This window comes from Zeimonas sediminis, assembly GCF_023721795.1.
In the GTDB taxonomy this organism is placed as follows: Bacteria; Pseudomonadota; Gammaproteobacteria; order Burkholderiales; family Burkholderiaceae_E; genus Zeimonas; species Zeimonas sediminis.
In genome coordinates this window covers 2,239,493-2,263,593 of sequence record NZ_JAMQYE010000001.1, presented here as the reverse complement: position 1 = coordinate 2,263,593, position 24,101 = coordinate 2,239,493, and the positions used below count along the sequence as shown (strand labels likewise).

The 24,101-nt window shown below is 71.9% G+C and carries 25 protein-coding genes; 8 read left to right on the top strand and 17 right to left on the bottom strand.

Going from position 1 to position 24,101, the window contains the following annotated elements; all coding sequences use genetic code 11:
• Window positions 1-94 precede the first annotated feature (94 nt).
• From M6I34_RS10630 to folE2, 6 genes are all read right to left on the bottom strand, one after another.
• Window positions 95-1,414 (bottom strand): MFS transporter, encoded by a 1,320-nt coding sequence (locus M6I34_RS10630; RefSeq protein ID WP_272485655.1) that lies wholly within the window; start codon window positions 1,412-1,414, stop codon window positions 95-97.
• Window positions 1,411-2,064, bottom strand: a complete 654-nt coding sequence (locus M6I34_RS10625) for a chalcone isomerase family protein (protein ID WP_272485654.1) — start codon at window positions 2,062-2,064, stop codon at window positions 1,411-1,413. The genes M6I34_RS10630 and M6I34_RS10625 overlap by 4 nt, the downstream gene beginning before the upstream one ends.
• On the bottom strand, window positions 2,061-3,401 hold the full coding sequence (locus M6I34_RS10620; RefSeq protein WP_272485653.1) for an SAM-dependent methyltransferase: 1,341 nt from the start codon (window positions 3,399-3,401) through the stop codon (window positions 2,061-2,063). Before M6I34_RS10620 ends, M6I34_RS10625 begins: the two co-directional genes overlap by 4 nt.
• Complete coding sequence (locus tag M6I34_RS10615; protein WP_272485652.1) at window positions 3,398-4,189, bottom strand: DUF1365 domain-containing protein; 792 nt, start codon at window positions 4,187-4,189, stop codon at window positions 3,398-3,400. Before M6I34_RS10615 ends, M6I34_RS10620 begins: the two co-directional genes overlap by 4 nt.
• A complete protein-coding gene (locus M6I34_RS10610; protein WP_272485651.1) occupies window positions 4,186-5,541 on the bottom strand; it encodes an NAD(P)/FAD-dependent oxidoreductase in 1,356 nt (451 codons plus the stop codon). Before M6I34_RS10610 ends, M6I34_RS10615 begins: the two co-directional genes overlap by 4 nt.
• A 62-nt stretch (window positions 5,542-5,603) precedes the next feature.
• A complete protein-coding gene (folE2, locus tag M6I34_RS10605) occupies window positions 5,604-6,410 on the bottom strand; it encodes a GTP cyclohydrolase FolE2 (RefSeq protein WP_272485650.1) in 807 nt (268 codons plus the stop codon).
• A gap of 220 nt (window positions 6,411-6,630) precedes the next feature.
• Here folE2 and M6I34_RS10600 point away from each other — a divergent pair, with 220 nt between their 5' ends.
• Genes M6I34_RS10600 through M6I34_RS10590 form a run of 3 tightly spaced genes read left to right on the top strand, consistent with a single transcriptional unit; the run spans window position 6,631 to window position 9,372 of the window.
• Window positions 6,631-7,590 carry a MerR family transcriptional regulator gene (locus tag M6I34_RS10600; protein WP_272485649.1) on the top strand — a complete coding sequence of 320 codons (960 nt, stop codon included), beginning with the start codon at window positions 6,631-6,633 and terminating at the stop codon, window positions 7,588-7,590.
• A complete protein-coding gene (locus M6I34_RS10595) occupies window positions 7,587-7,754 on the top strand; it encodes a DUF2256 domain-containing protein (protein ID WP_272485648.1) in 168 nt (55 codons plus the stop codon). The genes M6I34_RS10600 and M6I34_RS10595 overlap by 4 nt, the downstream gene beginning before the upstream one ends.
• 52 nt (window positions 7,755-7,806) lie before the next feature.
• A complete protein-coding gene (locus M6I34_RS10590) occupies window positions 7,807-9,372 on the top strand; it encodes a cryptochrome/photolyase family protein (protein WP_272485647.1) in 1,566 nt (521 codons plus the stop codon).
• A 49-nt stretch (window positions 9,373-9,421) separates the two neighbouring features.
• Here the strand turns inward: M6I34_RS10590 and M6I34_RS10585 are convergent, their stop codons facing one another.
• The gene (locus M6I34_RS10585; protein ID WP_272485646.1) at window positions 9,422-10,627 is read right to left on the bottom strand and encodes an FIST signal transduction protein; all 1,206 of its coding nucleotides are present in this window, start codon (window positions 10,625-10,627) and stop codon (window positions 9,422-9,424) included.
• Window positions 10,628-10,633: 6 nt separating this feature from the next.
• Window positions 10,634-11,356, bottom strand: coding sequence for a PhaM family polyhydroxyalkanoate granule multifunctional regulatory protein (locus tag M6I34_RS10580; RefSeq protein WP_272485645.1), 723 nt, complete (start codon window positions 11,354-11,356; stop codon window positions 10,634-10,636).
• 98 nt (window positions 11,357-11,454) lie between these two features.
• On the opposite strand from M6I34_RS10580, the gene M6I34_RS10575 reads away from it, so the two are divergent.
• On the top strand, window positions 11,455-11,925 hold the full coding sequence (locus tag M6I34_RS10575; RefSeq protein ID WP_272485644.1) for a CoA-binding protein: 471 nt from the start codon (window positions 11,455-11,457) through the stop codon (window positions 11,923-11,925).
• A gap of 16 nt (window positions 11,926-11,941) precedes the next feature.
• The gene (locus M6I34_RS10570; RefSeq protein ID WP_272485643.1) at window positions 11,942-13,267 is read left to right on the top strand and encodes an O-acetylhomoserine aminocarboxypropyltransferase/cysteine synthase family protein; all 1,326 of its coding nucleotides are present in this window, start codon (window positions 11,942-11,944) and stop codon (window positions 13,265-13,267) included.
• A gap of 84 nt (window positions 13,268-13,351) precedes the next feature.
• On the opposite strand, the gene M6I34_RS10565 is transcribed toward M6I34_RS10570, so the two are convergent.
• Window positions 13,352-14,089: a sulfite exporter TauE/SafE family protein gene (locus tag M6I34_RS10565; protein ID WP_272485642.1), complete on the bottom strand. Its 738-nt coding sequence runs from the start codon at window positions 14,087-14,089 to the stop codon at window positions 13,352-13,354.
• A 44-nt stretch (window positions 14,090-14,133) separates the two neighbouring features.
• Window positions 14,134-15,231 carry a 4-hydroxyphenylpyruvate dioxygenase gene (gene hppD / locus M6I34_RS10560; RefSeq protein WP_272485641.1) on the bottom strand — a complete coding sequence of 366 codons (1,098 nt, stop codon included), beginning with the start codon at window positions 15,229-15,231 and terminating at the stop codon, window positions 14,134-14,136.
• 199 nt (window positions 15,232-15,430) lie between these two features.
• Between hppD and M6I34_RS10555 the strand changes: the two genes are divergently transcribed.
• Window positions 15,431-15,958: an Lrp/AsnC family transcriptional regulator gene (locus M6I34_RS10555; RefSeq protein ID WP_272485640.1), complete on the top strand. Its 528-nt coding sequence runs from the start codon at window positions 15,431-15,433 to the stop codon at window positions 15,956-15,958.
• Window positions 15,959-16,021: 63 nt separating this feature from the next.
• Here the strand turns inward: M6I34_RS10555 and M6I34_RS10550 are convergent, their stop codons facing one another.
• Both M6I34_RS10550 and M6I34_RS10545 read right to left on the bottom strand, forming a co-directional pair.
• Window positions 16,022-16,363 carry a DHCW motif cupin fold protein gene (locus M6I34_RS10550; RefSeq protein WP_272485639.1) on the bottom strand — a complete coding sequence of 114 codons (342 nt, stop codon included), beginning with the start codon at window positions 16,361-16,363 and terminating at the stop codon, window positions 16,022-16,024.
• Between the two features lie 142 nt (window positions 16,364-16,505).
• Entirely contained in the window at window positions 16,506-16,883 is a 378-nt protein-coding gene (locus tag M6I34_RS10545; protein WP_272485638.1) for a cupin domain-containing protein, read from the bottom strand.
• A gap of 159 nt (window positions 16,884-17,042) precedes the next feature.
• On the opposite strand from M6I34_RS10545, the gene M6I34_RS10540 reads away from it, so the two are divergent.
• A complete protein-coding gene (locus M6I34_RS10540; RefSeq protein ID WP_272485637.1) occupies window positions 17,043-18,026 on the top strand; it encodes a LysR family transcriptional regulator in 984 nt (327 codons plus the stop codon).
• Here M6I34_RS10540 and M6I34_RS10535 read toward each other — a convergent pair.
• Window positions 17,993-18,784 (bottom strand): formylglycine-generating enzyme family protein, encoded by a 792-nt coding sequence (locus tag M6I34_RS10535; RefSeq protein ID WP_272485636.1) that lies wholly within the window; start codon window positions 18,782-18,784, stop codon window positions 17,993-17,995. The genes M6I34_RS10540 and M6I34_RS10535 overlap by 34 nt on opposite strands.
• Window positions 18,781-20,310 carry an NADP-dependent isocitrate dehydrogenase gene (locus M6I34_RS10530; RefSeq protein WP_272485635.1) on the bottom strand — a complete coding sequence of 510 codons (1,530 nt, stop codon included), beginning with the start codon at window positions 20,308-20,310 and terminating at the stop codon, window positions 18,781-18,783. Before M6I34_RS10530 ends, M6I34_RS10535 begins: the two co-directional genes overlap by 4 nt.
• 98 nt (window positions 20,311-20,408) lie before the next feature.
• Here M6I34_RS10530 and M6I34_RS10525 point away from each other — a divergent pair, with 98 nt between their 5' ends.
• Window positions 20,409-21,365, top strand: a complete 957-nt coding sequence (locus M6I34_RS10525; RefSeq protein WP_272485634.1) for a LysR family transcriptional regulator — start codon at window positions 20,409-20,411, stop codon at window positions 21,363-21,365.
• Between the two features lie 42 nt (window positions 21,366-21,407).
• Here the strand turns inward: M6I34_RS10525 and M6I34_RS10520 are convergent, their stop codons facing one another.
• From M6I34_RS10520 to paaE, 3 genes are read right to left on the bottom strand one after another with little or no spacing between them, the layout of a single operon-like run.
• On the bottom strand, window positions 21,408-22,367 hold the full coding sequence (locus M6I34_RS10520; protein ID WP_272485633.1) for an MBL fold metallo-hydrolase: 960 nt from the start codon (window positions 22,365-22,367) through the stop codon (window positions 21,408-21,410).
• Window positions 22,364-23,014: a TetR/AcrR family transcriptional regulator gene (locus M6I34_RS10515; RefSeq protein WP_272485632.1), complete on the bottom strand. Its 651-nt coding sequence runs from the start codon at window positions 23,012-23,014 to the stop codon at window positions 22,364-22,366. Before M6I34_RS10515 ends, M6I34_RS10520 begins: the two co-directional genes overlap by 4 nt.
• Complete coding sequence (gene paaE / locus M6I34_RS10510; RefSeq protein ID WP_272485631.1) at window positions 23,014-24,099, bottom strand: 1,2-phenylacetyl-CoA epoxidase subunit PaaE; 1,086 nt, start codon at window positions 24,097-24,099, stop codon at window positions 23,014-23,016. The genes M6I34_RS10515 and paaE overlap by 1 nt, the downstream gene beginning before the upstream one ends.
• Window positions 24,100-24,101: the final 2 nt, after the last annotated feature.

Below are 24,101 nucleotides of genomic sequence, written 5' to 3'. Positions count from 1 at the left end.
GAAGGCGGCATGGACGCGCGGGAGGCCGCCGCGCCGGACGGGTGCGAGCCGGTCGCCACAGCGGCCCGGTTGGAGGTTTCGGTGGGGTCGTTGGTCATGGCAGTGTCGCGGGGCGCTCGCGATCCGGAAGCGGGGCGGTCAGCAGCAGCGCGCCCGCGGCCAGCTTCAGCGCGCTCGGCAGCGCCGCGTAGGCGAGCGTCAGGGAAAGCGGGGGCTCGGCGCCGGCCGCGCCGGGCACGTAGCCGAACAGTCCGAGCAGCGGCAGGCCCAGGCCGGCGGCGATCGCCAGGTTGAACTTGGTGGCGAGGTTCCAGATGCCGAAGTAGGCGCCCTCCCGCCGGCCGCCATCGCCGTGCCCGGCGATGACCGCCGAGAGCAGCGCCGGGGGCATCGCGAGGTCCGCGCCGAGCGCGAGGCCGGTCAGCACGCACACGACCCAGAACGGCCAGACGTCGCCGGGCCCCAGGCCGAGCGCCCAGACGAAGGCCAGCACCGCGAAGGCCATGCCGAGCAGCCAGGCGTTGCGCAGCCCGATGCGCCCGGCCAGGCCGATCCACAGCGGCATCCCGAGCGCGCCGGCCAGGAAATAGCTGGCGAGGAAGGTGGGCACCTGCGCCTCGGCCTGCAGGACGTCGCGCACGAAGAACAGCACCAGTGTGGCCGGGATCGCGGTGGCGATGCCGTTGAGCATGAAGGCGGCGAGCAGCCAGCGGAAGGCGCGATTGCCGGCGACCGATGCCCAGGTCGCGCGCAGCGACATCGCGACTGCGCGGGCCGGGCCGTTCGGCGCGATGCCCTGCGGCGGCGCCCAGCGCAGCGCCATCGCCGCGATCGCCGCCAGCGCCGCGAAGCCGATCACCAGCAGAGGCGCCTGGTCCGGCGCGAGCAGCGTCGACGCGAAGACCACGCCGACCAGCCCGAATCCCTCGCGTATGCCGGTGACGCGGGCGCGGTCGCGCTCGGAGCTGCCGATCTCGGCGCCCCAGGCCTGGTAGGCGATCGACGCGGCCGAGTAGGCGAGATAGGTGAGCATCGAGGCCAGCGCGAGCCAGGCGACGAGCAGCGCCCCGTCGACCGGCGGCGAGAAGATCGCCCAGAAGCCAACGCACAGCGCGGGCAGCGAGACCCACAGCCACCGTCGGTAGGTCCAGCCCGAGGCGGGCGGGCGGGACCGGTCGATCGCCGCGCCGATCAGCGGATCGGCGACCGCGTCGAGCAGGCGCGTCGCGAACAGGATCGCGCCGATCAGCGCGAGCTCCATGCCGTGCTGCTGGCTGTAGAAGGCCGGCAGCAGCACGAAGAGCGGCAGCTCGAGCAGCGCGAGCGGCATCCGCAGGGCACCGTAGGCGGCGAGCCCCGCGAGCCGCGGCGACGCGCCCGCGACAAGCGAGCGGACCGGCGGCTGGCCGTTCATCGCGACATCGCCTGCGCGGCAGGGCCGAGAAGCGCCTCGCGCAGCGCCGGCGCAACCGTCGCCGGGTCGAGCCAGATCGCGAAGAAGGCCGGCCCGAAGCGCGGATCTTCGACCTCGCCGAGCAGCCTGCCGTTCAGGTAGAAGCGCGCGGCGCCGCCGGGCCGGTGCAGGCCGAGGATGCGATCGCCCTCGGACACGTCGGGGAACAGGCGGCGCATCGCCGCGTGCCAGGCCTGACGGGCCTCGGCGTCGCCGCGGCCGAGCCGCGCGATCTCCTCGGCGCTGCGGTCGGCGATCGCGTCGCCCGAGAGCGTTCGCGCGTAGCGAAGCTCGAGCGCGAACGGGCGGCTCGTCGGGTCGCGCGGATCGAGCCCTTCGCCGCCCGTCCAGAGCTGCGCGTCGTAGACCCGGAAGCCGAACCAGCGCAGCGTTCCCGCCCCGGCCAGGCTCGGCGCGCCGAGCGCGGCGCGGGCCGACTCCGGCAGGCCTGCCGCCGCGGCCGCGTCCGCGACGGCCGGGGCGCGGCCGACGACCGCCGCCGGCAGCCCGGCCGCGCCGGCCGGACCCGGTGCGTCGGCCAGGGCGCCCGCCTGCGGCAGGGCCGCGAGCAGCGCGGCCAGCGCGATCGCGCGTGTCCGGGAGCCGGTCACGGCTTCTCCATCGTGAACTGCACGACGTCGATGTTGCGGTTGTCGAACCCGGCCTCGCAGTAGGCGAGGTAGAACTCCCAGGTGCGGACGAAGCGATCGTCGAAGCCGAGGGCCCGGACTTCCGTCAGGCGGGCCATGAAGCGCTCGCGCCAGGCGCGCAGCGTCCGGGCGTAATCGGCGCCGAACGCGAACGCGTCGACCACCCGCAGACCGTGCGATCGGGCCAGCGCCTCGAAGCGCTCGCGCGAGGGCAGCATGCCGCCCGGAAAGACGTACTGCTGGATGAAGTCCGTGCCCCGGCGGTAGCGCTCGAACAGCGCCTCGTCGATCGTGATCGTCTGCACGACCGCGCGTCCGCCCGGCTTCAGGCATCGCTCGAGGGTCGCGAAGTAGTCGGGCCAGTAGGCCTCGCCGACCGCCTCGAACATCTCGATCGACGCGATGCCGTCGTAGCGCCCGGTCTCGTCGCGATAGTCCCTGAGCACGATGTCGGCGCGCGGCCTGCCGTCCGGGCCCGCCAGCCGTTCGCAGGCCCAGGCGTGCTGCTCGGTCGAGATCGTCAGGCCTGTGGGGCGCAGGCCGCGCTCGAGCGCGCGCTCGGCGAAGCCGCCCCAGCCGCAGCCGATCTCGAGCACCGAGGCGCCTTGCGCCAGGCCCAGCCTCTCGAGGATCCGGTCGTACTTCGCGTGCTGGGCGCGCATCAGCAGCGCGGCTTCGTCCGCGCCTTCCCGGTTCACGAGCCCCGGCGCGCTTCCGGTGCGGTCTTGCGCGGTCCGGCCGGCGTCGTCGAACAGCGCGCTCGAGTACGTCATGCTCGGGTCGAGCCAGAGCCGGTAGAAGGCGTTGCCGAGGTCGTAGTGCGCGTGGATGTTGCGGCGGGAGCCGGCCCGCGAATTGCGGTTCAGCATGTGGCGAAGGTGGCCGACGATGCGACCGAGCCAGCTGCCGTAGATCGCGCGCTCGATCGCATCGCGATTGGCCACCAGCAGCGAGAGCAGCGCGGCCAGGTCGTCGGTGCGCCAGCTGCCGGCGATCCAGGTCTCGGCGAAGCCGACGTCGCCGCGCTTCAGCGTGGCCTCGAAGACGCTCCAGTCGTCGAGCCGCAGCGCGGCCCGGGGCGCGCCCGAGCCGAAGCGGCGCGTCGTGCCGTCGGGCAGGCGCAGCGACAGCTCGCCGTGGGCGAGCCGCTGCAGCATGCCGATGACCAGCCTCGCCGCCCTCGGCGTGTCCGCCGGCAGCGGCGCCGCGGCCGCCCCCGGGCCCCCCGCCGCGGCCCCGGGAGGGCCGAAGACCGGGTCGGTGCGCTGGATCGCGGCTCGCGGCGCGGTTCGGTTCATGGCGTTCCTCGTGTCACGATGGGTTGCGGCGGCTCGGGCTTGCGGTGAAAGGGTACCCGGCGCAGCCAGAGCCGCAAGGCATGCCAGTGGATGCGTGCGATCACGCCGAGCGTGAAGAGCGGGTAGCCGAGCAGCGCGCGCGCGATCGAGCGGCCGGCGAGCGGCGCGAAGCGGCCGCTGAGGCTGGTCAGCAGCAGCGGGCCTTCGGCGTCGTCGTGGTCGATCCGGGCGATCGCCCGTTCGTCCGTCGTGACGAAGCGGAAGCGGTAGCCGCCTTCGATCCCGCAGAAGGGCGACACGTGGAAGACCTTCGCGGCCCTCAGTTCGGCGCCGGACTTGAGCGGCGCGCCGCCCGCATCGGCCAGCAGGTAGCAGTGACGCTCGCCGAAGGTGTTGTTGACCTCGGCCACGATCGCGACGAGGCTCCCGTCTGCACGATGGCAGAACCAGAAGCTGACCGGCTTGAACGCGTAGCCGAGCACGCGGGGGAAGGCGTGCAGCCAGATCTCGCCGTCGGCGCGAACGCCGGCCTGCCGGAGCATCGCGCGAACCCACACGCCCACCGGACGCCCGTCGCCGTGGTCGGTCGCGTGCAGCGACAGCAGGGCGGGGCGGTTCGCGCCGAACAGCCAGTTGCCGCGCGGCGCTTCGAGCTCGGACAGCGGGGCGCGCAGGAAGAAGGCCGGATAGCGGAACGCGTGCCGGACCGGGCGCAGCCGAACATGGCGAACCTCGCCGAACGCCAGCCGCCAGCCGGCGAAGTCCGCGCTGAAGACGCCCGGCTTCACGCAGCCTCGGCCAGCGGCGCGCCGGACGCCTCGGCGGCTTCGGTCGGCAGCGGTGCGACGGTCGACGCGCCGGCGGCGAGGGCTGCCGCGCGGTCCTCGATCGCCTCGGCCACCGCGAGGCCCGACTTCAGGCCGTCCTCGTGGAAACCGTAGCCGGTCCAGGCACCCGCGAACCAGGTGCCGCGCCGGCCCTGGACCTGCCCGAGCGCGCGCTGCGCGTCGACCGAGCCGGCGTCGAAGACCGGGTGCTCGTAGTCGAAGCTCGCGATCACCTTGCCGGCCGCCGGTTCTTCCAGCGGGTTCAGGCTCACGAAGACCGGGCTTCGGAACGGCAGCGGCTGCAGCCGGTTCAGCCAGTAGGTGACCGAGACCGCCGGCGCCTGCGGGTCTCCGTTGCTCAGGTAGTTCCAGGCGGCCCATGCGCTGCGGCGGCGCGGCATCAGCCGCTCGTCGGTGTGCAGCCAGGCGCGGTTCGGCTGGTACGGGACCGCCTCGAGGATCCGCCGCTCGTCGCGGTCGGCGTCGGCGAGCAGTTCCAGCGCCTGGCTGCTGTGGCAGGCGAGCACCACTTCGTCGAACCACTCCACGCCGTGGTCGGTCGCGACGGCGACCCGCCCGTCGTCGGCATGCGCGTGGCGCGAGACCGCCCGCACGGGCGTGGCCGGCCGGAAGTCGTCGATCCGCTCGAGCATTCGGCGAACGTAGCGCCGCGCCCCGCCGGGCACGGTGAACCACTGAGGGCGGTTCTCCACCTGCAGCAGGCCGTGGTTGTGGAAGAAGCGCACGAAGCTGCCGAGCGGGAACTCGAGCATCCGCGACATCGGGCAGGACCAGATCGCCGCCGCCATCGGCAGCAGGTAGTGGTCGCGGAAGGCGTCGCCGTAGCCCTCGCGCGCCAGGAAGGCCGACAGCGGCTCGGTCAGTGCCGCCGCCGCCGCGTCGCCCTGCACGGCCAGTGCGGTCGCCTGCCGATTGAAGCGGAGGATGTCGGCGAGCATGCGCCAGAACGAGGGCTTCAGCGCATTGGACGGCTGCGCGAACAGGGTCGCCAGGTTCGAGCCGCACCATTCGAAGCGACGCGGGCCGACCGAGACCGAGAACGACATGTCGGACTTCGCGGTCTCGATGCCCAGCTCGCCGAACAGCGCGATCAGCTTCGGATAGGTGCGCTCGTTGTAGACGAGGAAGCCGGTGTCCACCGGGTGGGTGATGCCGTCGAGCGTCACGTCCACCGAATTCGTGTGCCCGCCGGGCCGGGCGTCGGCCTCGAACAGGGTGACCCGGTGGTGCGGCGCGAGCCGCCAGGCGGCCGACAGGCCGGAGATGCCGGAACCGATGATCGCGATGCGCATCGAAGCTGTCCGTCTGGTTCGGTCAGTGGGTGGATCGAGCGGCGGCGCGCCGACGCGCCGACTCAGGCGCGGGCCTGCCGGCGCTCGCGCTCGATCAGCGCGTAGGCGGAATGGTTGTGGATCGACTCGAAGTTCTCCGACTCGACCGTGTAGGCCTCCACGACGTCGATCGCGTCGAGCGCGAGCGCGATGTCGCGAACAAGGTCCTCGACGAACTTGGGGTTCTCGTAGGCCCGCTCGGTGACGTACTTCTCGTCCGGGCGCTTGAGCAGGCCCCACAACTGGCAGGAGGCGGCGCTCTCGGCAATGTCGATCAGCGCCTCGACCGGCAGCTCGCCCGTCAGGCGGGCGGCGATCGTCACATGAGAGCGCTGGTTATGGGCGCCGTAGGCGGAGATCTCCTTCGAGCAGGGGCACAGGCTGGTGACCGGGATCAGCACCTTCAGGGTCTGGCGCTGCACGCCGTCGCGGGCCTCGACCCGCAGCGTCAGCTCGTAGTCCATCAGGCTCTCGACGCCCGAAACCGGCGCGGCCTTCTTCACGAAGTAGGGAAGACGCAACTCGATCCAGCCGCTGTCGGCCTCCAGGCGGCCGAGCATCGCGGTCATCAACCGCTCGAGCGAGCCGTACGAAAGCGGTTCGTCATGGACATGAAGCACCTCGAGGAAGCGCGACATGTGCGTGCCCTTCTGGTCGGGCGGCAGTCCGACGTACATGTCGACGCGCGCAACCGAGGCCTGGTCGCCGGCCGGCCCGCCAACCTTCACCGGGAAGACGATGCCTCGCACGCCCACTCTCTGGATCGCCAGCTGGCGCGCGTCGACGGTCGACTGGATGTCGGGGAGCAGCAGTTTCTCGGGGGCATTCATCGGTCAGGGCTCCGTTCGGGGGCGAGGTGCGCCGGCATCGTCGGGGCCGGCGAGAGAGGTGATCGTGGGCTCGATCCTACATCGAAATGAACTCATTGGTCACGAAGTGACTGAAGAATTACATCCCTGTTTGCCCCACGGTTGTGTCTTGGTCAAATCATGGACATTGGCCTATACTAGGCTCGCATCGCGACGTAGTCAATGGTTTGTCCAGGACAAAATGCAAGAAAACGCTAGTGAATCGCCCGACAAGTCCGCCGTCTCGCTGAGCATCGCGGCGGTCGAGCGCGACACCGGCCTGTCCAAGGACACGCTGCGGGTCTGGGAGCGCCGCTACGGGTTTCCGCAGCCGCGGCGCGACGGGCTCGGCGAGCGCGCCTACTCGGTCGACGACGTCGAGAAGCTCAGGCTGCTCAGGCGCCTGATCGATGCGGGGCATCGGCCCGGACGCATCGTGCGCCAGCCGATCGAGGCGCTGCAGGCGCTTGCCGCCCAGGCCGGCGCGCCGCCGCGCGAGGCGTCCGGGAACGGCGAGCGCGAGGCCGAGCTCGGCCGGTTCGTCGAGCTGGTCCGCGCGCACGACGTCGACGCGCTTCGAGGCGCGCTGTCGCAGTCGGCGCTGCGCCTGGGGCTGGGGCGATTCGTGATGGACTGCGCCGCGCCGCTGAACCGGATGATCGGAGAGGCCTGGGCGCGTGGCGAGATCGAGGTGTACGAGGAGCACCTCTACACCGAGTCGATGCAGGTGGTGCTGCGCAACGCGATCGCGAACATCCCGCCCGTCCGCGCGACGCCGCGGGTGCTGCTGACCACCTTCCCGAGCGAGGCGCACGGGCTGGGGCTGCTGATGGCCGAGGCGCTGCTCGCGCTCGACGGCTGCCGGTGCTCGTCGCTGGGCGTGCAGACGCCGCTTCTCGACATCGTGATGGCGGCGCGCTCGCAGCGGGCGGACATCGTCGCGCTGTCGTTCTCCGCGGTGCTCAATCCGAACCAGGTCGTCGACGGTCTTGCCGAGCTGAGGGCAACGCTCCCGGAGCACACGGAGATCTGGGCGGGCGGCCACTGCCCGATCCTGCAGCGACGGCCGCCGGCGGGCGTGCGGGTGCTGGTCGACCTGGCGGAGATCCCTGCCGAGCTCGCGCGCTGGCGCGGCGGGCGCGCGGAGCAGCCGGCCTCGTGAACCGCGAGCGTCCTGGACAGGGCTTTCGCGGCAACAAGTCGGCGTTGCCGACAAAGCCCTGCGTCGTGTGCGGACGGCCGATGAGCTGGCGCAAGCGCTGGGCCCGCTGCTGGAACGAAGTGCGTCACTGCTCCGATGCCTGCCGCCGCGGAACGCCGCGCTGAGCCCCGGGCGGGCGGCGCGACCGGCACGACCGGCTCATCCGCCGTGACCGGCATGACGGGCGCAGGGCCGGTCCGCCGGCTCGTGCTGATACTCGGCGACCAGTTGCACGAATCGCCGCCGGCGCTCGCGGGCTTCGATCCGGCGCGCGACCGGGTCGTCATGATCGAGGCGCCGGGCGAGGCCCGCCACGTGCGCAGCCACCGCGCGCGCATCGCGCTGTTCCTGGCCGCGATGCGCCATCACGCGGCGCGGCTCGCCGGCCGCGGCGTGCCGGTCGACTACGTGCTCCTGGACGATCCTCGCCATGCCGGCGGACCCGACGGCCTCGTGGCGCGGCTGGAGGCCGCGATCGAGCGCTGGCGGCCGGCCGAACTCCGGCTGGTCGAGCCCGGCGAGTGGCGGCTCGCGCGCGAGATCGCCGACCTGTGTGCGCGGCTCGGCCTGCCGAGGGTCGAGCTGCCCGATCCCCACTTCCTGTGCTCGCGCGATGCCTTCGCGGCCTGGGCGGGCCGGCAGCGAAGCCTGCGCATGGAGTTCTTCTACCGGCGGATGCGGGTCGAGCATCGGGTGCTGGTGGACGCGCAGGGCCGTCCCGAAGGCGGGCGATGGAACTTCGACTCCGAGAACCGGCGCGGCTTCCCGGCGGGCGGCCCGGGCCGGATCCCGGAGCCGGCGCACTTCGAGCCGGACGCGACGACTCGCGAAGTGATCGCGCTGGTCGAGCGGGCCTTCCCCGACCACCCGGGATCGCTCGAGCGCTTCGGCTGGCCGGTCACCCGCGAGCAGGCGCTCGTCGCGCTCGACCGATTCGTCGGCGAGCGGCTGGCCGACTTCGGCCGCTGGCAGGACGCGATGTGGACCGGCACGCCCTTCGGCTGGCACTCGCTGCTTTCGACCAGCCTGAACCTGAAGCTGCTCGATCCGCGAGAAGTCGTCGACGCGGCGGTCGCGGCCCTTCGCTCGGGTGCCGCGCCGCTGGCCTCGGTCGAGGGCTTCGTGCGCCAGGTGCTCGGCTGGCGGGAGTTCGTGCGCGGGGTCTACTGGCTCGACATGCCGGGGCTGGCCGAGGCCGACCACTTCGTCCACGAGCGGCCGCTGCCTTCCTGGTTCTGGACCGGCGAAACGCAGATGGCCTGCCTGCGCGCCAGCATCGGGCAGACGATGCGCCTGGGCTACGCGCATCACATCCAGCGCCTGATGGTCGTCGGCAACTTCGCGCTGCTCGCCGGCCTCGCCCCGCGCGAGGTGGCGGCCTGGTTCCTCGCGGTCTATGTCGACGCGGTCGAGTGGGTCGAACTGCCGAACGTGGCCGGCATGGCGCTGTACGCGAACGGCGGGCGCTTCACTTCGAAGCCCTACGCAGCGGGCGGCGCTTACGTGAGCCGGATGAGCAACTACTGCGACGGCTGCCGCTACCGGCCGCGCGAGCGCGAGGGCCCGCGCGCCTGCCCGCTGACCGTGCTGTACTGGCGCTTCCTCGATCGCCACCGTGCCGAGTTCGCCGCCAACCCGCGCACTTCGCTGATGGCCGCCGCGGCCGGTCGGCTCGGGGACGGCGAAAGGGCGCGGATCGCCGAGCTCGGCGACCGGATGCTGGCCGGCATCGAGGCGCTCTGAATCCTCGCTGCGCCGGCATCGGGACGCTCCGAAGCCTCGCCGCGCCGGGTCAGCCTTCGCGCGCTTCCACGAACAGCGTGAGCACGCCGGTGTAGCCGTAGAGCCGCTCGCCCGCGATCTCGCCGTTGGCGAAGAAACCCACCAGCGGGATCTCGCCCAGGTTGTGCGCGATGATCTGCAGCTCGGCGCCGGGCGCGCCGAACAGGTGGCCGCCGCGGCCGACGCAGCTCACGTAGTGAGCGCCCAGCACGTTCAGCGACTCGGTCTCGAGCTCGTCGCGCAGCTCGGTGCAGATGCGGATCAGGTCGCTCCGCGCGGCATCGCGGTCGCGGGTGCAGAACACCGCGCGGTCGCCCGGCTGCGGCCGCGCCGACACGGCGAGCAGCCGGTTGGCCGGGTCGATGCCTACGACGTTGCGGACCAGGTAGTCGCCGAAGCCGAAGCCGCGCGGCGCATCGGCCGGGGCGAGGCCGATCATCAGGCCGTGGGCCAGGCGCTCGGCCGGCAGCGCGCGCAGGATCTCGTCGCCGTCTCGCGAGGCGCGGGCGTCGGCGGGCACGTCGAGGTCGTCGAGCATCACGTCGAGGGCGGGTCGTCCGTCCAGCGAGCGGATGTAGTGCGACTCGCAGGCGGACACCACGTGCTCGCCGGCCAGTGGCGCGCACCCCTGCGTCACGCGGGAGCGCAGCGCGACCCGCGGCCCGAAGGCCACCCCGGACACGCCGCCCGCCATCGGCTCGCCGGCGACCTGCGGTGCCGGGACCGGCTCCTCGCCGGCGTCTCCCCCGATCACGCCGCCGAACAGGCGGCCGCTGCGGGTGCGCAGCGACAGGTCGACCAGCAGGTCGGCGAGGTCGGGCGTGGCGGGGTCGGCGTGGACCAGCGCCGACTCGATCGAGGCGAGCGCGGCCTCGTCCCCGGGCAGCGGCGCCCGGCCCGAGAAGACGCGGAAATCCTCGTCGGGGATCGCGCAGACCATCACCGCCAGCGCCGGGACGTCGACGTACTCGGTGCCGGTCGCGCAGACGCCGTGCGCCGCGGCGCCCACCCAGCGCATGCCCGGCAGGCGCGCGGCGAGCGCTTCGTGGATCTGCCCCAGCCTGCCCGCCAGCGCTTCGGTCACGTAGACGATGCCGAGCGTGCCGCCGGACGAGAATGCCGGCTGCACCGCTTGCGCCTGCAACTGCGCGCAGGCGAGGTCGACCGCGACCCGCCAGTCCGGGTGCGTGGCGTGGGCGTGCCGGAAGCGCGGCATCCGGCCTCAGCCGCGCGAGGCGTGGCCGCGCGTCGCGCGGCCACGGGACGCGGCGCCGCCCTTGCCGGCGTCCGAAGCGCTCCCCTTGGTACCGAGGCTTTTCGCGCCGGAAGGCTTGCGGCCCTTGCCCGGCCGCGTCGTGCCGCTCGCGGGCTCTCCCCCGCCGGCGGCGGCCGGCCTGGCAGGCGCGGCACCCGCGTCGACTGCCGGCGCCTGCATGCCGGCGAGCGCCGCCTGTGCAACCTGGCCGAACTGCCTCTGCAGCATGTCCCACCACACGACCGGATTGAGCGGGTCGGGAGCCTCCCCGGCCTGGCCTTCGTCGGCACCGCGCTCGGGCGCCGCCGATCCGGCCGCGGCGGCCTCGCGCGGCTCGCCGCTCGCCGAGCCCGTGGCTTGCGGAGGCGGCTCGGGCGCTCCGGCCCGGGCGCTCGCGGCGCCGAAGGCGCGCAGCGTGGCGAGCGTGGCCTGCTGGATCTCGAGCGCCTGTACCGTGCTGCGCAGCATGGTCAGGTTCATCACCAGCCACTGCTCGATCGCCTTGAGTTCGGCGACGCGTCGCGCGATCTCGTCCGGGTCGACCGTCGGCGCCATTGCCGGAGGCAGAGCGAAGGACGCCCAGGCCTTGCGAACGAGTTCCAGGGTCTCGAGGATTCCCGTTCCCTGCATCGGGTCGCCGCCCGGCAGGCCCATGCCCGCCATGTCACCGATTCCGAACGGGTTGCTCATCTGCGATCTCCTGCCTGAGGCCCTGAGGCCCTGCGGTCGAGGGGCGACCTCAGGACGGGTCCTCCGTAAAATAGCATGCAGCTCCGGAGCGAAACCCCATGTCCGACATCGAAACCCTGCGCCGAATCCTCGCCACCAACCGCACGATCGCGGTCGTCGGACTCTCGGCCGACTGGTTCAGGCCCAGCTACTTCGCGGCCAAGTACATGCAGGAGCACGGGTACCGGATCGTCCCGGTCAATCCGAAGTACCCCGAAATCCTCGGCGAGCGCTGCTACGCCTCGCTCCTCGACATTCCCGAGAAGGTCGACATGGTCGACGTGTTCCGCCGCACCGAGGACGTGCTGCCGATCGCCCGCCAGGCGATCGAGATCGGCGCGAAGACCTTGTGGCAGCAGCTCGGGGTCGTGAACCTCGAGGCCGACCGGCTCGCGCGCGAGGCCGGGCTCGATTCGGTGATGGACCGGTGCGTGAAGATCGAGCATGCGCGGCTGTTCGGCGGCCTGAACTGGGCCGGCGTCAACACCAGGGTGATCTCGGCCAAGCGCCCGCGCTGGCTCGCCTACTGATCGGGGGCAAGAAACCATGAGCGACCGCCAATTCGGCATCGAGACCCTGTGCCTGCACGCGGGCCAGATCCCCGACCCGGCCACCGGCGCGCGCGCAGCGCCGATCTACCAGACGACCTCCTTCGTGTTCGACTCGGCCGAGCACGCGGCGAGCCTGTTCAACCTGCAGACCTTCGGCAACGTCTACTCGCGGCTGTCCAACCCCACCGTGGCGGTGCTCGAGGAGCGGGTCGCCGCGCTCGAGGGCGGGCGCGCGGCGATCGCCGCGGCCAGCGGCATGGCCGCCGAGATGGTCGCGATGCTCACGCTGTGCGGGCAGGGCGACCACATCGTCGCGGCCAACACGCTGTACGGCGGCACCTACTCGCAGTTCGCGGTCACCTTCGCGCGCTTCGGCATCGAGTGCAGCTTCGTCGAGCCCGACGACCCCGAGAACTTCCGGCGCGCGATCCGGCCCAACACCAAGGCGATCTTCGCCGAGACGATCGCCAACCCGCGGCTGAACGTGCTCGACATCGCGGCGGTCGGCGCGATCGCGCGCGAGCACGGCGTGCCGCTGGTGGTCGACAACACGCTTGCCTCGCCCTACCTGTGCCGCCCGCTCGATCACGGCGCCGACATCGTCGTGCACTCGGCCACCAAGTACCTCGGCGGTCACGGCACCACGATGGGCGGCGTGGTCGTCGAAAGCGGCAGGTTTCCGTGGGACAACGGCAAGTTCCCCGAAATGGTCGAGCCCTCCAAGGGCTACCACGGCGTGCGCTTCTACGAGACCTTCGGCGACTTCGGCTTCACGATGAAGGCGCGCATGGAGATCGCGCGCACGCTGGGCCCCACGCTCGCGCCGATTTCGGCCTGGCTGCTGCTGCAGGGCGTCGAGACGCTGCCGGTGCGCATGGACCGCCACGTGGCCAATGCGCAGCGGATCGCCGAGTTCCTCGAGGCGCATCCGCTGGTGTCCTGGGTCAACTATCCGGGCCTGAAGTCCAGCCCCTACCACGGGCTCGCGCAACGCTACATGCCGCGCGGGGCCGGCGGGATCCTGTCCTTCGGCGTGAAGCCGCCCGCCGGCGGCACCGGCGGGGACGAGGCCGCGGCCGCCCAGCGCGCCGGAGAGAGGTTCATCGAGGCTGCCACCTTCATGAGCCACCTGGCCAACGTGGGCGACGCGCGCACGCTGATCATCCACCCGGCCTCGACCACGCACCGGCAGTTGTCCGACGAGCAGCAGCGCGCGGCCGGCGTCACGCCCGACATGATCCGGCTGTCGGTGGGCCTGGAGTCGATCGACGACATCCTGTGGGACATCGGCCAGGCGCTGGAGAAATCGCAGCGGGGCTGAGCCTGGCCAGGGGGCCGAGAGGGCCGGCCGCCACGGCGCGCCGCCCGCCGGCGATCGACTGCGCCTGCGCTCGTCGGGGCGTGTTCAGCCGGTCAGCGCGCGCAGCAGCAAGCCGCTGCCGCTGACCAGCAGCAGCAGGTGGATCGCCCGGACCAGCGTGGCCGGCCGTAGCCCTCGGGCGATCCTGCCGCCGGTCCACAGCGCGAAGGGCACGATCGCCGCGGCGGTGGCGAGCAGCGACAACCATTCGCCGGAGGGCATCGGCGAGTTGAGGCCGATCGCGACGAGCGCGGTGGTCGATACCGCGACCACGCCGACCGCTACCGTGGGCCGCATCACCGCGGGATCGCCGAGTCGCCCGCCCAGGTACATCACGATCACCGGTCCGGCGACCCCGAACAGCGTCTCGATCAGGCCCGCCGCCAAACCTGCCGGCGGCGCCAGCCTGCGGGTGGCGAGCGTCGGCAGCCGGGCGAGCAAGAGCCCGCGCAGCGCGAACAGCAGGATCAGCACGCCCAGCGCGCCGAGAAGCAGGCGCGCCGGCACCAGGCCCGGCAGGATCACGCCGGCCGCGGCGCCGACGACCATTCCGGGCAGGAGCGCCGCGAGCTCGCGCCAGGCCACGCTGCGGAACGACAGCGCGCCGAGCAGCACGCAGGCGAACACGTCGAGCAGCAGGATCGCCGGCACCACCTCGGAGAGCGGCAGCCAGTGCGCGAGGATCGGCACGATCAGCAGCGCCGACCCGAAGCCGGTGATGCCGAGCACCGTGTAGCCGGCGGCGATCACCGCCAGCGCTGCGAGGAAACCGGTGGAGAGCAAGGCCAGGCGCCCGAAAAAAGCGCCTAGCTTACCCTCGGCGCGCCTCAGTTCGTCTGCAGCACGCCGCGCCGCATCTGGTCGAGCTCGATCGACTCGAACAGCGCCTTGAAGTTGCCCTCGCCGAAGCCCTGGTTGCCCTTGCGCTGGATGAACTCGAAGAAGATCGGCCCGAGCTGGTTCTCCGAGAAGATCTGCAGCAGCAGGTCGCCCGGCGCGCCGTCGATCAGGATCTTGCGCTTCTTCAGCTCGGCGACGTCCTCGCCGTGGCCCGGGATCCGCTTGTCGACCAGTTCGTAGTAGGTGTCGATCGTGTCGAGCAGCTTGATGCCCGAGGCGCGCAGCGCGTCGACCGTGCGGTACAGGTCGGTCGAGCCGAGCGCGATGTGCTGGATGCCCTCGCCCCGGTACATGTCCAGGTACTCCTGGATCTGGCCCGGCTTCTCGGTGCCTTCCTCGTTGATCGGGATCCGGATCTTGCCGCAGGGGCTGGTCATCGCCTTCGACTTCACGCCGGTCACCTGGCCCTCGATGTCGAAGTAGCGGATCTCGCGGAAATCGAACAGCCGCTCGTAGAACTCGGCCCACTCCTTCATCCGGCCCCGGTGCACGTTGTGCGTCAGGTGGTCGATGTAGGTCAGGCCGTGGCCGGCCGGCTCGAGCGGGGCGCCCGGGATCGGCTCGAAGTCCACGTCGTAGATGCTGATGTCGCCGACGCTGCCGGGCGTGGCGCCGTTCTTGCCGCGCCACCGGTCGACCAGGTAGATCAGGCTGTCGCCGATGCCCTTGATCGCCGGAATGTTCAGCTCCATCGGGCCGCTGCGGTTGTCGAAGCCCCAGGCGCCGAGCTCCAGCGCGCGCCGGTAGGCCTTCGCCGCGTCCTGCACCCGGAAGGCGATCGCGCAGATCGACGGTCCGTGCAGCCGCGCGAAGCGCTGCGCGAAGCTGTCGGGCTCGGCGTTGATGATGAAGTTGATGCCGCCCTGGCGGTACAGCGTGACGTTCTTGTGACGGTGCCGCGCGATCGCGGTGAAACCCATCTTCTCGAACACCGCCCCCAGTGCGGCGGGATCCGGCGCCGCGTACTCGATGAACTCGAATCCGTCGGTGCCCATCGGGTTGTCCCAGCCCTCGATCTGCGTCATGGCTTCCTCCGTGAGTCGGACAGGCTCGTTGCGAATGATGCGCCGGGATGGCGCCGGCGTGCGCGGCAAGCCGCGCCGGAGTGCCTGTCGAAACGGACGATTCTAGGCAGAGGGTCGGGGCAGAATATGCCAAAAGATGCCCGCACCTCTGCCTTGTCGGGCAATAATCACCCTGTTAAACCAGAAAACGGGCAATTTCATGTCTTCCAGTCGCCTGGATTCGTCGGGTCCGTCGGGCTCGCCGGCGCTCGACCTCGACCGCACCGACCTGCGCATCCTCGACCAGTTGCAGCGCGACGGCCGGCTCAGCAACCAGGAGCTCGCCGACCGGGTCGCGCTGTCGCCGTCGCCCTGCCTGAGGCGAGTGCGAAGGCTCGAGGAGAGCGGCGTGATCCGGCAGTACGCGGCGCTGCTCGATCCGGCCAGGGTCGGGCTCGGCCTGATGGCCTACGTGAACGTCAAGCTCGAGAAGCGCGCGACCGCGCGCGGCCGCTTCGCGGCCGACGACTTCCGCGACAGCGTCGAGCGCTGGCCCGAGGTGGTCGAGTGCTGCGCCACGACCGGCGACTCCGACTACCAGATGCGCGTGTACGTGCGCGACCTGGCGCACTTCTCCCGCTTCGTGATGGACACGCTGCTGCGCCATCCCGGCGTGATGGACGTGCGATCGAGCTTCGCGCTGCAGCGGATCAAGGACACGACGGCCCTGCCGCTGGATCATCTCTGAACGGACGTCCCGGTCGGTGCGGTCCTGCGATGGGCCGGTGCGCCAGCCGACGACGAGGCGGGCTCAGTCGACGATGAACAGCGTGGCGCCCGTCGCGGTCGACGACCGGTGCGGTTCGGCGCCGTCGGCGACCTGGTAGCTCGTGCCGGGCCTCAGCACGAAGCGACGGCCGTCCTCCAGCAGGGTCTCGAGCTCGCCCGCGATGCACAGCAGGATGTGGCCCTTGCTGCACCAGTGGTCGGCGCTGTAGCCCGGCGAGTACTCGACCATCCTGACCCGGATCGGGTCGTCGGCGGGGCCGAACTGCCGCGTGCGCCAGCGGGCGACGCCGGTGTCGCCGGGATGCTCGGTCGCGGGAATCGTCGACCAGTCGGTGGTTCCGAAGGGGATGTCGCGCATCTGCATCGTGCAGGCCTCGGTCTCGTCGGGGAACGAAGCCTACATGGGGATGCCTGCACGGGCCAGCGCCGGCTCGCGCGCCGGCGACCGGGGGCGCACCCGCCGTCTCGCGGGCAGCGGCCGCGGGCGCGCGCTCCGTCGAGCCGCTTCAGGTCCGCCAGGGCAGCGTGATCGACTCGCCGTCGGGCAGGAAGGTGCCGACCGGCGAACCGCCGAACACGCCGAGGATCTCGAGCGGCGCCGTGCCGGTCGCGAAGATCTGGTGAGGCAGCCCTTGCGGCAGCACCAGCGTCGTGCCCGCGGCGAAGCGATGAACCTCGCCGTCGACGTGCAACTCGCCTTCTCCGGACTGGCACAGCACGACCTCGTCGCAGTCGTGGCGGTGCGGCGGGGTCGCGGCCCCCGGGGCCAGCGTCTGTCGCCAGACGGACAGCTGCGAAAGTCCCTCGTCGGCGCCGGCCCAGGTCGCGTGGGCGACGCCGGGAATCGGGGCGGGGGTCGGGCGTTGCTGTTCGATCACGTACATGTCGGTCTCCTGGGTTCGCCGGCGTCCGCCGGCTGGGTCGCTCCCGGCTCTTCGCGGCTCGGGCAACGCCAGTGTCGGCCGATTCCGGTGAGGTGAGAATCGTCGGTTATGGACTAAGATTGCCGACAGGAATTCGGCAATCCAGGGAGGGGCGCCCCGATGCTGGCCCTGCAGCCGCTGCTCGCGTTCTCCGAAACCGCCAAGCACGGCGGCTTTGCCGCCGCCGCACGGGAACTCGGCACGTCGCCGTCCGCATTGGCCAAGGCGGTGGGCCGGCTGGAGGCGTCGCTCGGCCTGCGCCTGTTTCACCGCAGCACGCGGCAGGTGACCCTCACCGAGGACGGCGAGCGCCTGTTCCAGCGCTGCCAGCGGGTGCTCGCCGAGCTCGACGAACTCCAGACCGAGGCGGCGGGCGCGCGAGCCGCGCCCAGTGGCACGCTGCGGATCGACATGCCGGTCGTCTACGGCCGCAAGGTGATCCTGCCGGTCCTCGCCGAGCTGGTCCGCAGGCATCCGGCGCTGACGCTCGACGTCCGGCTGTCCGATGCCTTCGCCGACCTGGTCCAGGAGGGGCTCGACGTCGCGATCCGCATCGGCGAACTCCCGGACTCCTCGCTCGTCGCCCGCCGGTTCGCGAGCCAGCAGCTGATCCTGGTCGCGTCGCCCGCCTACCTGCGCGAGCGCGGCACGCCGGGCACCCTCGACGAACTGGCCGCGCATCGGCAGATCCTGTTCCGGCTGCCGGGGCGCGGGCGGATCCGCCCCCGGCAGTTCTCGGTCGACGGGCGAACCGTGACGCTCCATCCTTCGGAGGGGCTGCGCTTCGACGACGGCGACGCGATGGTCCAGGCCGCGGTGCTGGGCATGGGGGTGCTGCAGGTGCCCGACTACATGGCCGTCGACGAGCTCGCGGCGGGCCGCCTCGTCGAATTGCTGCCCGGGCACCGCCCGCCGCCGATGCCGATCCACGCGGTGGTGCCCGCCAACCGGCTCGTGCCGGCCAGGGTCAGGGTCCTGCTGGAGGCGCTGACCGCGCTCGGCGCCGGCGTCGCCGGCGCGGCGCCGGTCCGGCGGCCGGCCTCGCAGAAGGCGAGCCGGGCGGTTCGCTCTCAGTCGCTCCGCGCGCAGCGAAAGCCGATGTAGACCACGGCGGTGTTCGCGGGCTTGCCTTGCAGGTGGTCGGCGCGCATCTGCGCCGCGCCGTACCACCACGAGCCGCCTCGGGTCCGGCGCTCCGAGTCCCCGGTCGCACCCGCTGGCTCGTCGACCCACTCCCAGGCGTTGCCGCCCATGTCGTGAAGGCCATTGACCCCCGGCGGCGTGGCGCCGGCGCGCGCGTGTCCGTGGCCCCGCGACAGCGCCGCGCCGTGACGGATCGCGCGCTCGCGGGCCGCGTCGCCGCAGTCGCCCAGGCACTGGGCGCCGGCGACGCTCTCCCCGGTCGGATACGGGTAGGTGCGGCCGCGCGCGAAGCCCGCCGGCGGCGCGGCCCGCTGCTCGGTGTAGGCGGCCGACACCCACTCGGCGTCGGTGGGCAGGCGTCCGCCGGCCCACCGGCAGAAGGCCTGCGCCTCGTGCCAGGTCAGGTGCACCGCGGGTTCGTCGTCGGCCGCCGGTCCCTGCGGGCCGAAGGGCGTGGCCCAGGTCCAGCCGGGCTTGCGGACCCAGCCCGCCTCGTAGACCGAGCCGCCGCCCTCGCGCTCGGCGCGGGTGCTGGCCCCGGCGGCCTGCGCGAAGCGCCGGAACTGGCCCACCGTGGTCTCGGTGCGCGCGATCGAGAAGCCGGCCAGCGGGACCCAGTCGATGCCGGCGGGATTCGCGTGGGCGATGCCCGCCGCCAGCCAGGCGCCCGCCGCGATCGCGAGCGCCGTCCCGGCGATCGCCTTCGGCAATCCGGTCACTGCCCCTGGCCGAGCGAGAAGCCGGGTTCTCCGTCGAAGCTGCACAGGTACTCCGTCTTGATCGGGTCGATGCCGGCGGCGACCAGCCGCGACAGCAGGCCGATGATATCGGCGTGCCCGACGTTCGCCGGCGATTCCCCCGCGAGGAAGCGGCAGCGCCAGTGGTCGGTGCAGAAGGTCTCGGGCAGTCCGTTCGGCCAGACCTTGACGCCGCGATTGGTGATCATCGAAAGCGACATCGGCGATCCGTCGGCCGCCGGGGCCAGCGCCGCCGCGAGCGCATCGGGCGCGATGCCCGGGGCGTCGACGAACACGTCGACGCCCATCAGCTGCTTGGCCGGGGGCGCCTTCGCGGCGCGGGCGGGGCCCGCGCCCGAGACCGTGCTCGCGACCTGGCCGGACCCGTGCCGGGCGGAACCCTCGGCGCCGAAGCCCGAGGTCGGCAACTGCGTCGGCGCCTGACCGAGCCTCTCGATCACCGCCTGCGCGAAGGCGGCCGTGCCGAGCGTGAGCCGGGTCGCCGGGCCCGCCATGTCGGCCGTGTGCAGGCCGTCCTCCAGCGTGCGCAGCCACGCGTTGCGGATCGTGGCCGCGACCTGCGGCTGGCCGATGTGTACCAGCATCATCACCGCCGCCTGCAGCAGCCCGCTCGGGTTCGCCGCGTCCTGGCCGGCGATGTCGGGCGCGCTGCCGTGGATCGCCTCGAACATCGCCGCGCCGGTGCCGATGTTGGCGCTGCCGGCCAGGCCGACGCTGCCCGCGACCTCGGCCGCGATGTCGCTGAGGATGTCGCCGTACAGGTTGGGCGTCACGATCACGTCGAAGCGCTCGGGCCGGGTCGCGAGCCTGGCCGCGCCGATGTCGACGATCATCCTGTCCTTGGCGATCTCCGGGTACTCGGCGCCGATCTCCTCGAAGACCCGGTAGAACAGGCCGTCGGTCAGCTTCATGATGTTGTCCTTCACCATGCAGGTGACCTTGCGCCGGCCATGGGCCCGCGCGTACTCGAACGCGTGCCGCACCACCCGCTCGCAGCCCGGCCGGCTCACCAGCTTCAGGCACTGGTAGACCTCGGCCGTCTGCCGGTGCTCGATGCCGGCGTACAGGTCCTCCTCGTTCTCGCGCACGATCACCACGTCCATGCCCGGGTGCTTCGTCGCCACCCAGGGCGCGTAGGCGGTGCAGGGCCTCACGTTCGCGTAGAGCCCGAGCGTCTTGCGCAGCGTCACGTTCAGGCTCTTGAAGCCGCCGCCCGAAGGCGTCGTGACCGGCGCCTTCAGCAGCACGCGGGTCGAGCGCAGGACGTCCCAGGCCTCGGGGGCGATGCCGGCGCTGTGGCCGGCGAGGTAGACCTGCTCGCCGATGTCGACGCGCTGCGGCGCGATGCGCGCGCCGGCCGCGGCGAGGATGCGCAGCGTCGCGTCCATGATCTCGGGGCCGATGCCGTCGCCCCAGGCGACGGCGACCGGCACCGCGGGCATGCCGGGCTGCAGGGAATCCAGGAGGGGGAGGGCGTCGCGCTTCATGTCTTGTCCTTCGTGTCGGGTTCGGAGGACTGCAATGTAGACAGGCGAATGAATAATGGAAAATACTTTGTTTTCATTCAATCCATAGATCAAAAGCTATGAATGGGAGTCGCCTGGCGAGGCTGTCGCGCGTGACGCCCCAGCAGTTGCGCGCCTTCGAGGCGACGGCCCGCCTGCTGTCGGTCACCGGCGCGGCGCGCGAGCTGCACCTGACGCAACCCACGGTCAGCGTGCAGCTGCGCGAGCTCGCCGCCACGATCGGCGAGCCCTTGTTCGAGAGCGCGGGCCGCGGGATCCGGCTCACCCAGGCGGGCGAGGCGCTGCAGCAGACCGCCGGCGAGCTCGGCGACTGCTGGCGCCGCTTCGAGTCACGGCTGGCCGAGCTGAACGGCCTGGTGCGGGGCAGCCTGAGGATCGCCGCGGTCACCACGGCCGAGTACTTCGTGCCGGACCTGGTGGGGCCTTTCGCCGCCGCGCACCCCGGCGTCGAGATCGAGCTCGCGATCGAGAACCGGGACCGCGTGGTCGAGCGGCTTCAGCGGGGCGTCGACGACGTCGCGGTGATGATGATGCCGCCGGGCGAGCTGCCGCTGGAGCGCCGGCCATTTCTCGACAACCCGCTGGTGGTGGTCGCGCCGGCCGGCCACCCGCTGGCGGGCAGGCGCCTGCGGCTGGCCTCGCTGGCCGGCGAGCGCTGGCTGATGCGCGAGCCCGGCAGCGGCACCCGCATGGCGGCCGAGCAGCACTTCGCGGAGGTCGGCTTCGAGCCCAGGGTGGCGATGAGCCTGGGCAGCAACGAGGCGATCAAGCACGCGGTCGGAGCGGGCCTGGGCATCGCGCTGCTGTCGCTGGTCGCGGTGCGGCCGCCCGTCGGCGGGGCCGGAGCCGCGCCGTCCGAGGGCCTGGACATACTGAAGGTGGCCGGCTTCCCGCTGCGCAGGCGCTGGTCGATGGTGTGGCGAAGCGACCGCCCGCTGACGATCGCCGCCCGTCGCTTCATCGAGCACCTGAGCGAGGCGCGCGAGCTTCGCGCCCCGGCAGGAGGCCGCGGCTGAGAGGCGGGCGCGGCGGCGGGCTGCGCCGCGCCCGCCGCGACCTCACTCCTGCAGCGACTTCCACATCTCCATGTCGCGCTCCGCGGTCCAGATGCGCGGATGCTTGATGCCCTGCGCCTCGTCGACCGCGCGGGTCACGTCGAAGGGCAGGCAGTGCTCGTAGATGAACACGTTGCCGAACACCGGGTCCATCACCTTGCGGGTGTCCGCGAAGATTTCCTTCAGCGGCTTGCTGGCGGCCACGCCGGCCTTCGCGGTCGAGAACAGGTCGGTGACCCACTTCTTCGTGTAGTCGATCGCCTTGTTCGCGTCCGCATTGTTCTCGAGCGCCGGACCGCGGCCGGGCACGAGCTTGTCGGGCTTCATCGCGCGCAGCGCCTCGAGCGTTGCCGGCCACTCCTCGAGTTGCGCGTCGCCGGTGTACACGCCGGCGTTGTACTCGACCAGGTCGCCCGAGAAGCAGATCCGCTGCGACGGGATCCACGCGATCGTGTCGCCCTTCGTGTGGCCCGGGCCGATGTGCATCAGCTTGACCTCGAGCTTGCCCAGGTGCAGCGTCAGCTCGCGCTCGAACACCATGGTCGGCCAGGTCAGGCCCGGGATCGACTCCACGGCCTGGAACAGCCGCGGGAAGCGCTCGATCTCGGACTTCATGTCGGCCTCGCCGCGCTCGACGATCAGCTCCCAGGTGCCGCGCGAGGCGATGATCTCGGTGGCGCCCTCGGCGAAGTAGGCCGACGCGCCCAGCACGCGCACCGCGTGATAGTGCGACAGCACGACGTACTTGATCGGCTTGTCGGTGACCTCGCGGATGTGGCGGATCAGCTGCTGCGCCATCACCGGCGTGGCCGTCGTGTCGATCACCATGACCGCGTTGTCGCCGATGATCACGCCCGAGTTCGGGTCGCCCTCGGCGGTGAAGGCGTAGGCGTTGTCGGACAGCTTCGTGAAGGTGGTCTTCTTCTCGGTCAGGTCGCCTTTCGATGCGAATTGCTTGCTCATCCGGGAATCTCCTCTCGTGTTCCGTCGTGGCGCGCGCCCGGCCCGCCGGCGCCGGCCGGAAGGCCCTCCAGGCCGCGCTCCCAAAGGCCGATCACCATCTCGGCGTACTGGTCGTGCGTCATCGGCCCGTCGGGCCTCAGCCAGGCGAAGGTGAAATTGATCATGCCGAGCAGGGCCATCGTCAGCGGCGTGCGGTTCGCCGCGTTCAGCCGCGTGGGCCAGCCCCGCTCGAGCGCGTCGGCGAAGGCCTCGACGATCTCGCGCTCGCGGGCGCGGATCCGCTCGCGCAGCGGCTCGTCGAGGAACTTCACGTCGTTCAGCAGCGCCACATGATACGCGCGCGAATGCCGGTACTCGGCGACGAATCCGCGCACCAGCGCGCGCACCGCCTCGCGCGGCGGCAGCCGCCTGGCCACCACGTCGTCGACGATGCCCGACAGCCTCGCCGTGTACCGGTCCAGCGAGTCGAACAGGATCGCTTCCTTGCTCGGGTAGTAGTGGTACAGCCCGGCCTTCGAGGTGCCGCAGGCGTCAGCGAGCGCGGACATCGACGCGCTCGGGTAGCCGGTGTCGGCGAAGGCTTCCACCGCCCGGGCCAGGATGCGGTCGCGCTGGACCTCGTAGTCGGCGGCTCGCGGGCGGGCCATCAGCGCTCGTCGTAGCTGATGACCACCCGCCCGCTGACCGGGTGCGACTGGCAGGTCAGCACGAAGCCGGCCTCGATCTCGTGCGGCTCGAGCGTGTAGTTGCGCTCCATCCGCACCTCGCCCTCCAGGACCCGTGCCCGGCAGGTGCAGCACACGCCGCCCTTGCAGGCGTAGGGCAGGTTCATGCCGGCGGCCAGCCCCGCGTCGAGGATGGCCTCGCCTTCGAACGGCACCTTGAGCCGCCGGGTCTTGCCGTCGACGATCAGCTCGACCTCGGCCCGCGGCGCGTCGTCCGCCGGGGCCGCCTTCAGCGAGCCGGCCGCCGGCAGCGGCACGCCGAAGCGCTCGATGTGGATGCGCGCCGGGTCGACGCCTGCGGCGCGCAGCGCGGCCTCGGCCGCGTTCATCATCGGATCGGGGCCGCACACGAAGGCCTCGTCGATCGATTCGGGCGGGATCAGCGTGGCGAGGAATTCGCGGCACTTCGACTCGTCGAGCAGGCCGTTCAGCAGCTCGACCTCGTGCGGCTCCTCGGACAGCACGTGGTACAGGCGCAGCCGTCCCATGTAGCGGTTCTTCAGGTCCTCGAGCTGCTCGACGAACATGATCGTAGGCGTGCCGCGGTTGCCGTAGACCAGCGTGAACTCGCTGCGGGGCTCCGCCTCGAGGATCGTGCCGATCAGCGACATCATCGGCGTGATGCCCGAGCCGCCCGCGAAGCCGACGTGGTGGCGGGAAAGCTCCGGGCGCAGCGGCACGCCGAAGCGGCCGTCCGGCGTCATCACGTCCAGCGCCTGGCCCGGCCGCACCGTGTCGGCCAGCCAGTTCGAGAAGCGCCCACCGGGCACGCGCCGGACCGCGACGCGCAGCTCGCCGGCGCGCTCGTAGTCCTGCAGCGGCACGCAGATCGAGTAAGACCTCCGCAGCTCCTCCTCCCCCACGGTCGCGCGCAGGGTCAGGAACTGCCCCGGCTGGAAGCGATAGGCCTCGCGCAGCGAGTCGGGCACCTCGAAGGCGATCGACAGGCTGTCGGCGGTCTCGGCGCGTCGGTCGCGCACCCTCAGCGAATGGAACTGCGGCGTCATCG

Bases quoted from the DNA above. Each gene is read 5' to 3' on its own strand.
- M6I34_RS10630 (WP_272485655.1), bottom strand. From the start codon at position 1,414: ATGAACGGCCAGCCGCCGGTCCGCTCGCTTGTCGCGGGCGCGTCGCCG.
- M6I34_RS10620 (WP_272485653.1), bottom strand. From the start codon at position 3,401: ATGAACCGAACCGCGCCGCGAGCCGCGATCCAGCGCACCGACCCGGTC.
- M6I34_RS10610 (WP_272485651.1), bottom strand. From the start codon at position 5,541: ATGCGCATCGCGATCATCGGTTCCGGCATCTCCGGCCTGTCGGCCGCC.
- folE2 (WP_272485650.1), bottom strand. From the start codon at position 6,410: ATGAATGCCCCCGAGAAACTGCTGCTCCCCGACATCCAGTCGACCGTC.
- M6I34_RS10600 (WP_272485649.1), top strand. From the start codon at position 6,631: ATGCAAGAAAACGCTAGTGAATCGCCCGACAAGTCCGCCGTCTCGCTG.
- M6I34_RS10590 (WP_272485647.1), top strand. From the start codon at position 7,807: ATGACGGGCGCAGGGCCGGTCCGCCGGCTCGTGCTGATACTCGGCGAC.
- M6I34_RS10585 (WP_272485646.1), bottom strand. From the start codon at position 10,627: ATGCCGCGCTTCCGGCACGCCCACGCCACGCACCCGGACTGGCGGGTC.
- M6I34_RS10580 (WP_272485645.1), bottom strand. From the start codon at position 11,356: ATGAGCAACCCGTTCGGAATCGGTGACATGGCGGGCATGGGCCTGCCG.
- M6I34_RS10575 (WP_272485644.1), top strand. From the start codon at position 11,455: ATGTCCGACATCGAAACCCTGCGCCGAATCCTCGCCACCAACCGCACG.
- M6I34_RS10570 (WP_272485643.1), top strand. From the start codon at position 11,942: ATGAGCGACCGCCAATTCGGCATCGAGACCCTGTGCCTGCACGCGGGC.
- hppD (WP_272485641.1), bottom strand. From the start codon at position 15,231: ATGACGCAGATCGAGGGCTGGGACAACCCGATGGGCACCGACGGATTC.
- M6I34_RS10555 (WP_272485640.1), top strand. From the start codon at position 15,431: ATGTCTTCCAGTCGCCTGGATTCGTCGGGTCCGTCGGGCTCGCCGGCG.
- M6I34_RS10550 (WP_272485639.1), bottom strand. From the start codon at position 16,363: ATGCAGATGCGCGACATCCCCTTCGGAACCACCGACTGGTCGACGATT.
- M6I34_RS10545 (WP_272485638.1), bottom strand. From the start codon at position 16,883: ATGTACGTGATCGAACAGCAACGCCCGACCCCCGCCCCGATTCCCGGC.
- M6I34_RS10540 (WP_272485637.1), top strand. From the start codon at position 17,043: ATGCTGGCCCTGCAGCCGCTGCTCGCGTTCTCCGAAACCGCCAAGCAC.
- M6I34_RS10530 (WP_272485635.1), bottom strand. From the start codon at position 20,310: ATGAAGCGCGACGCCCTCCCCCTCCTGGATTCCCTGCAGCCCGGCATG.
- M6I34_RS10525 (WP_272485634.1), top strand. From the start codon at position 20,409: ATGAATGGGAGTCGCCTGGCGAGGCTGTCGCGCGTGACGCCCCAGCAG.
- M6I34_RS10520 (WP_272485633.1), bottom strand. From the start codon at position 22,367: ATGAGCAAGCAATTCGCATCGAAAGGCGACCTGACCGAGAAGAAGACC.
- M6I34_RS10515 (WP_272485632.1), bottom strand. From the start codon at position 23,014: ATGGCCCGCCCGCGAGCCGCCGACTACGAGGTCCAGCGCGACCGCATC.
- paaE (WP_272485631.1), bottom strand. From the start codon at position 24,099: ATGACGCCGCAGTTCCATTCGCTGAGGGTGCGCGACCGACGCGCCGAG.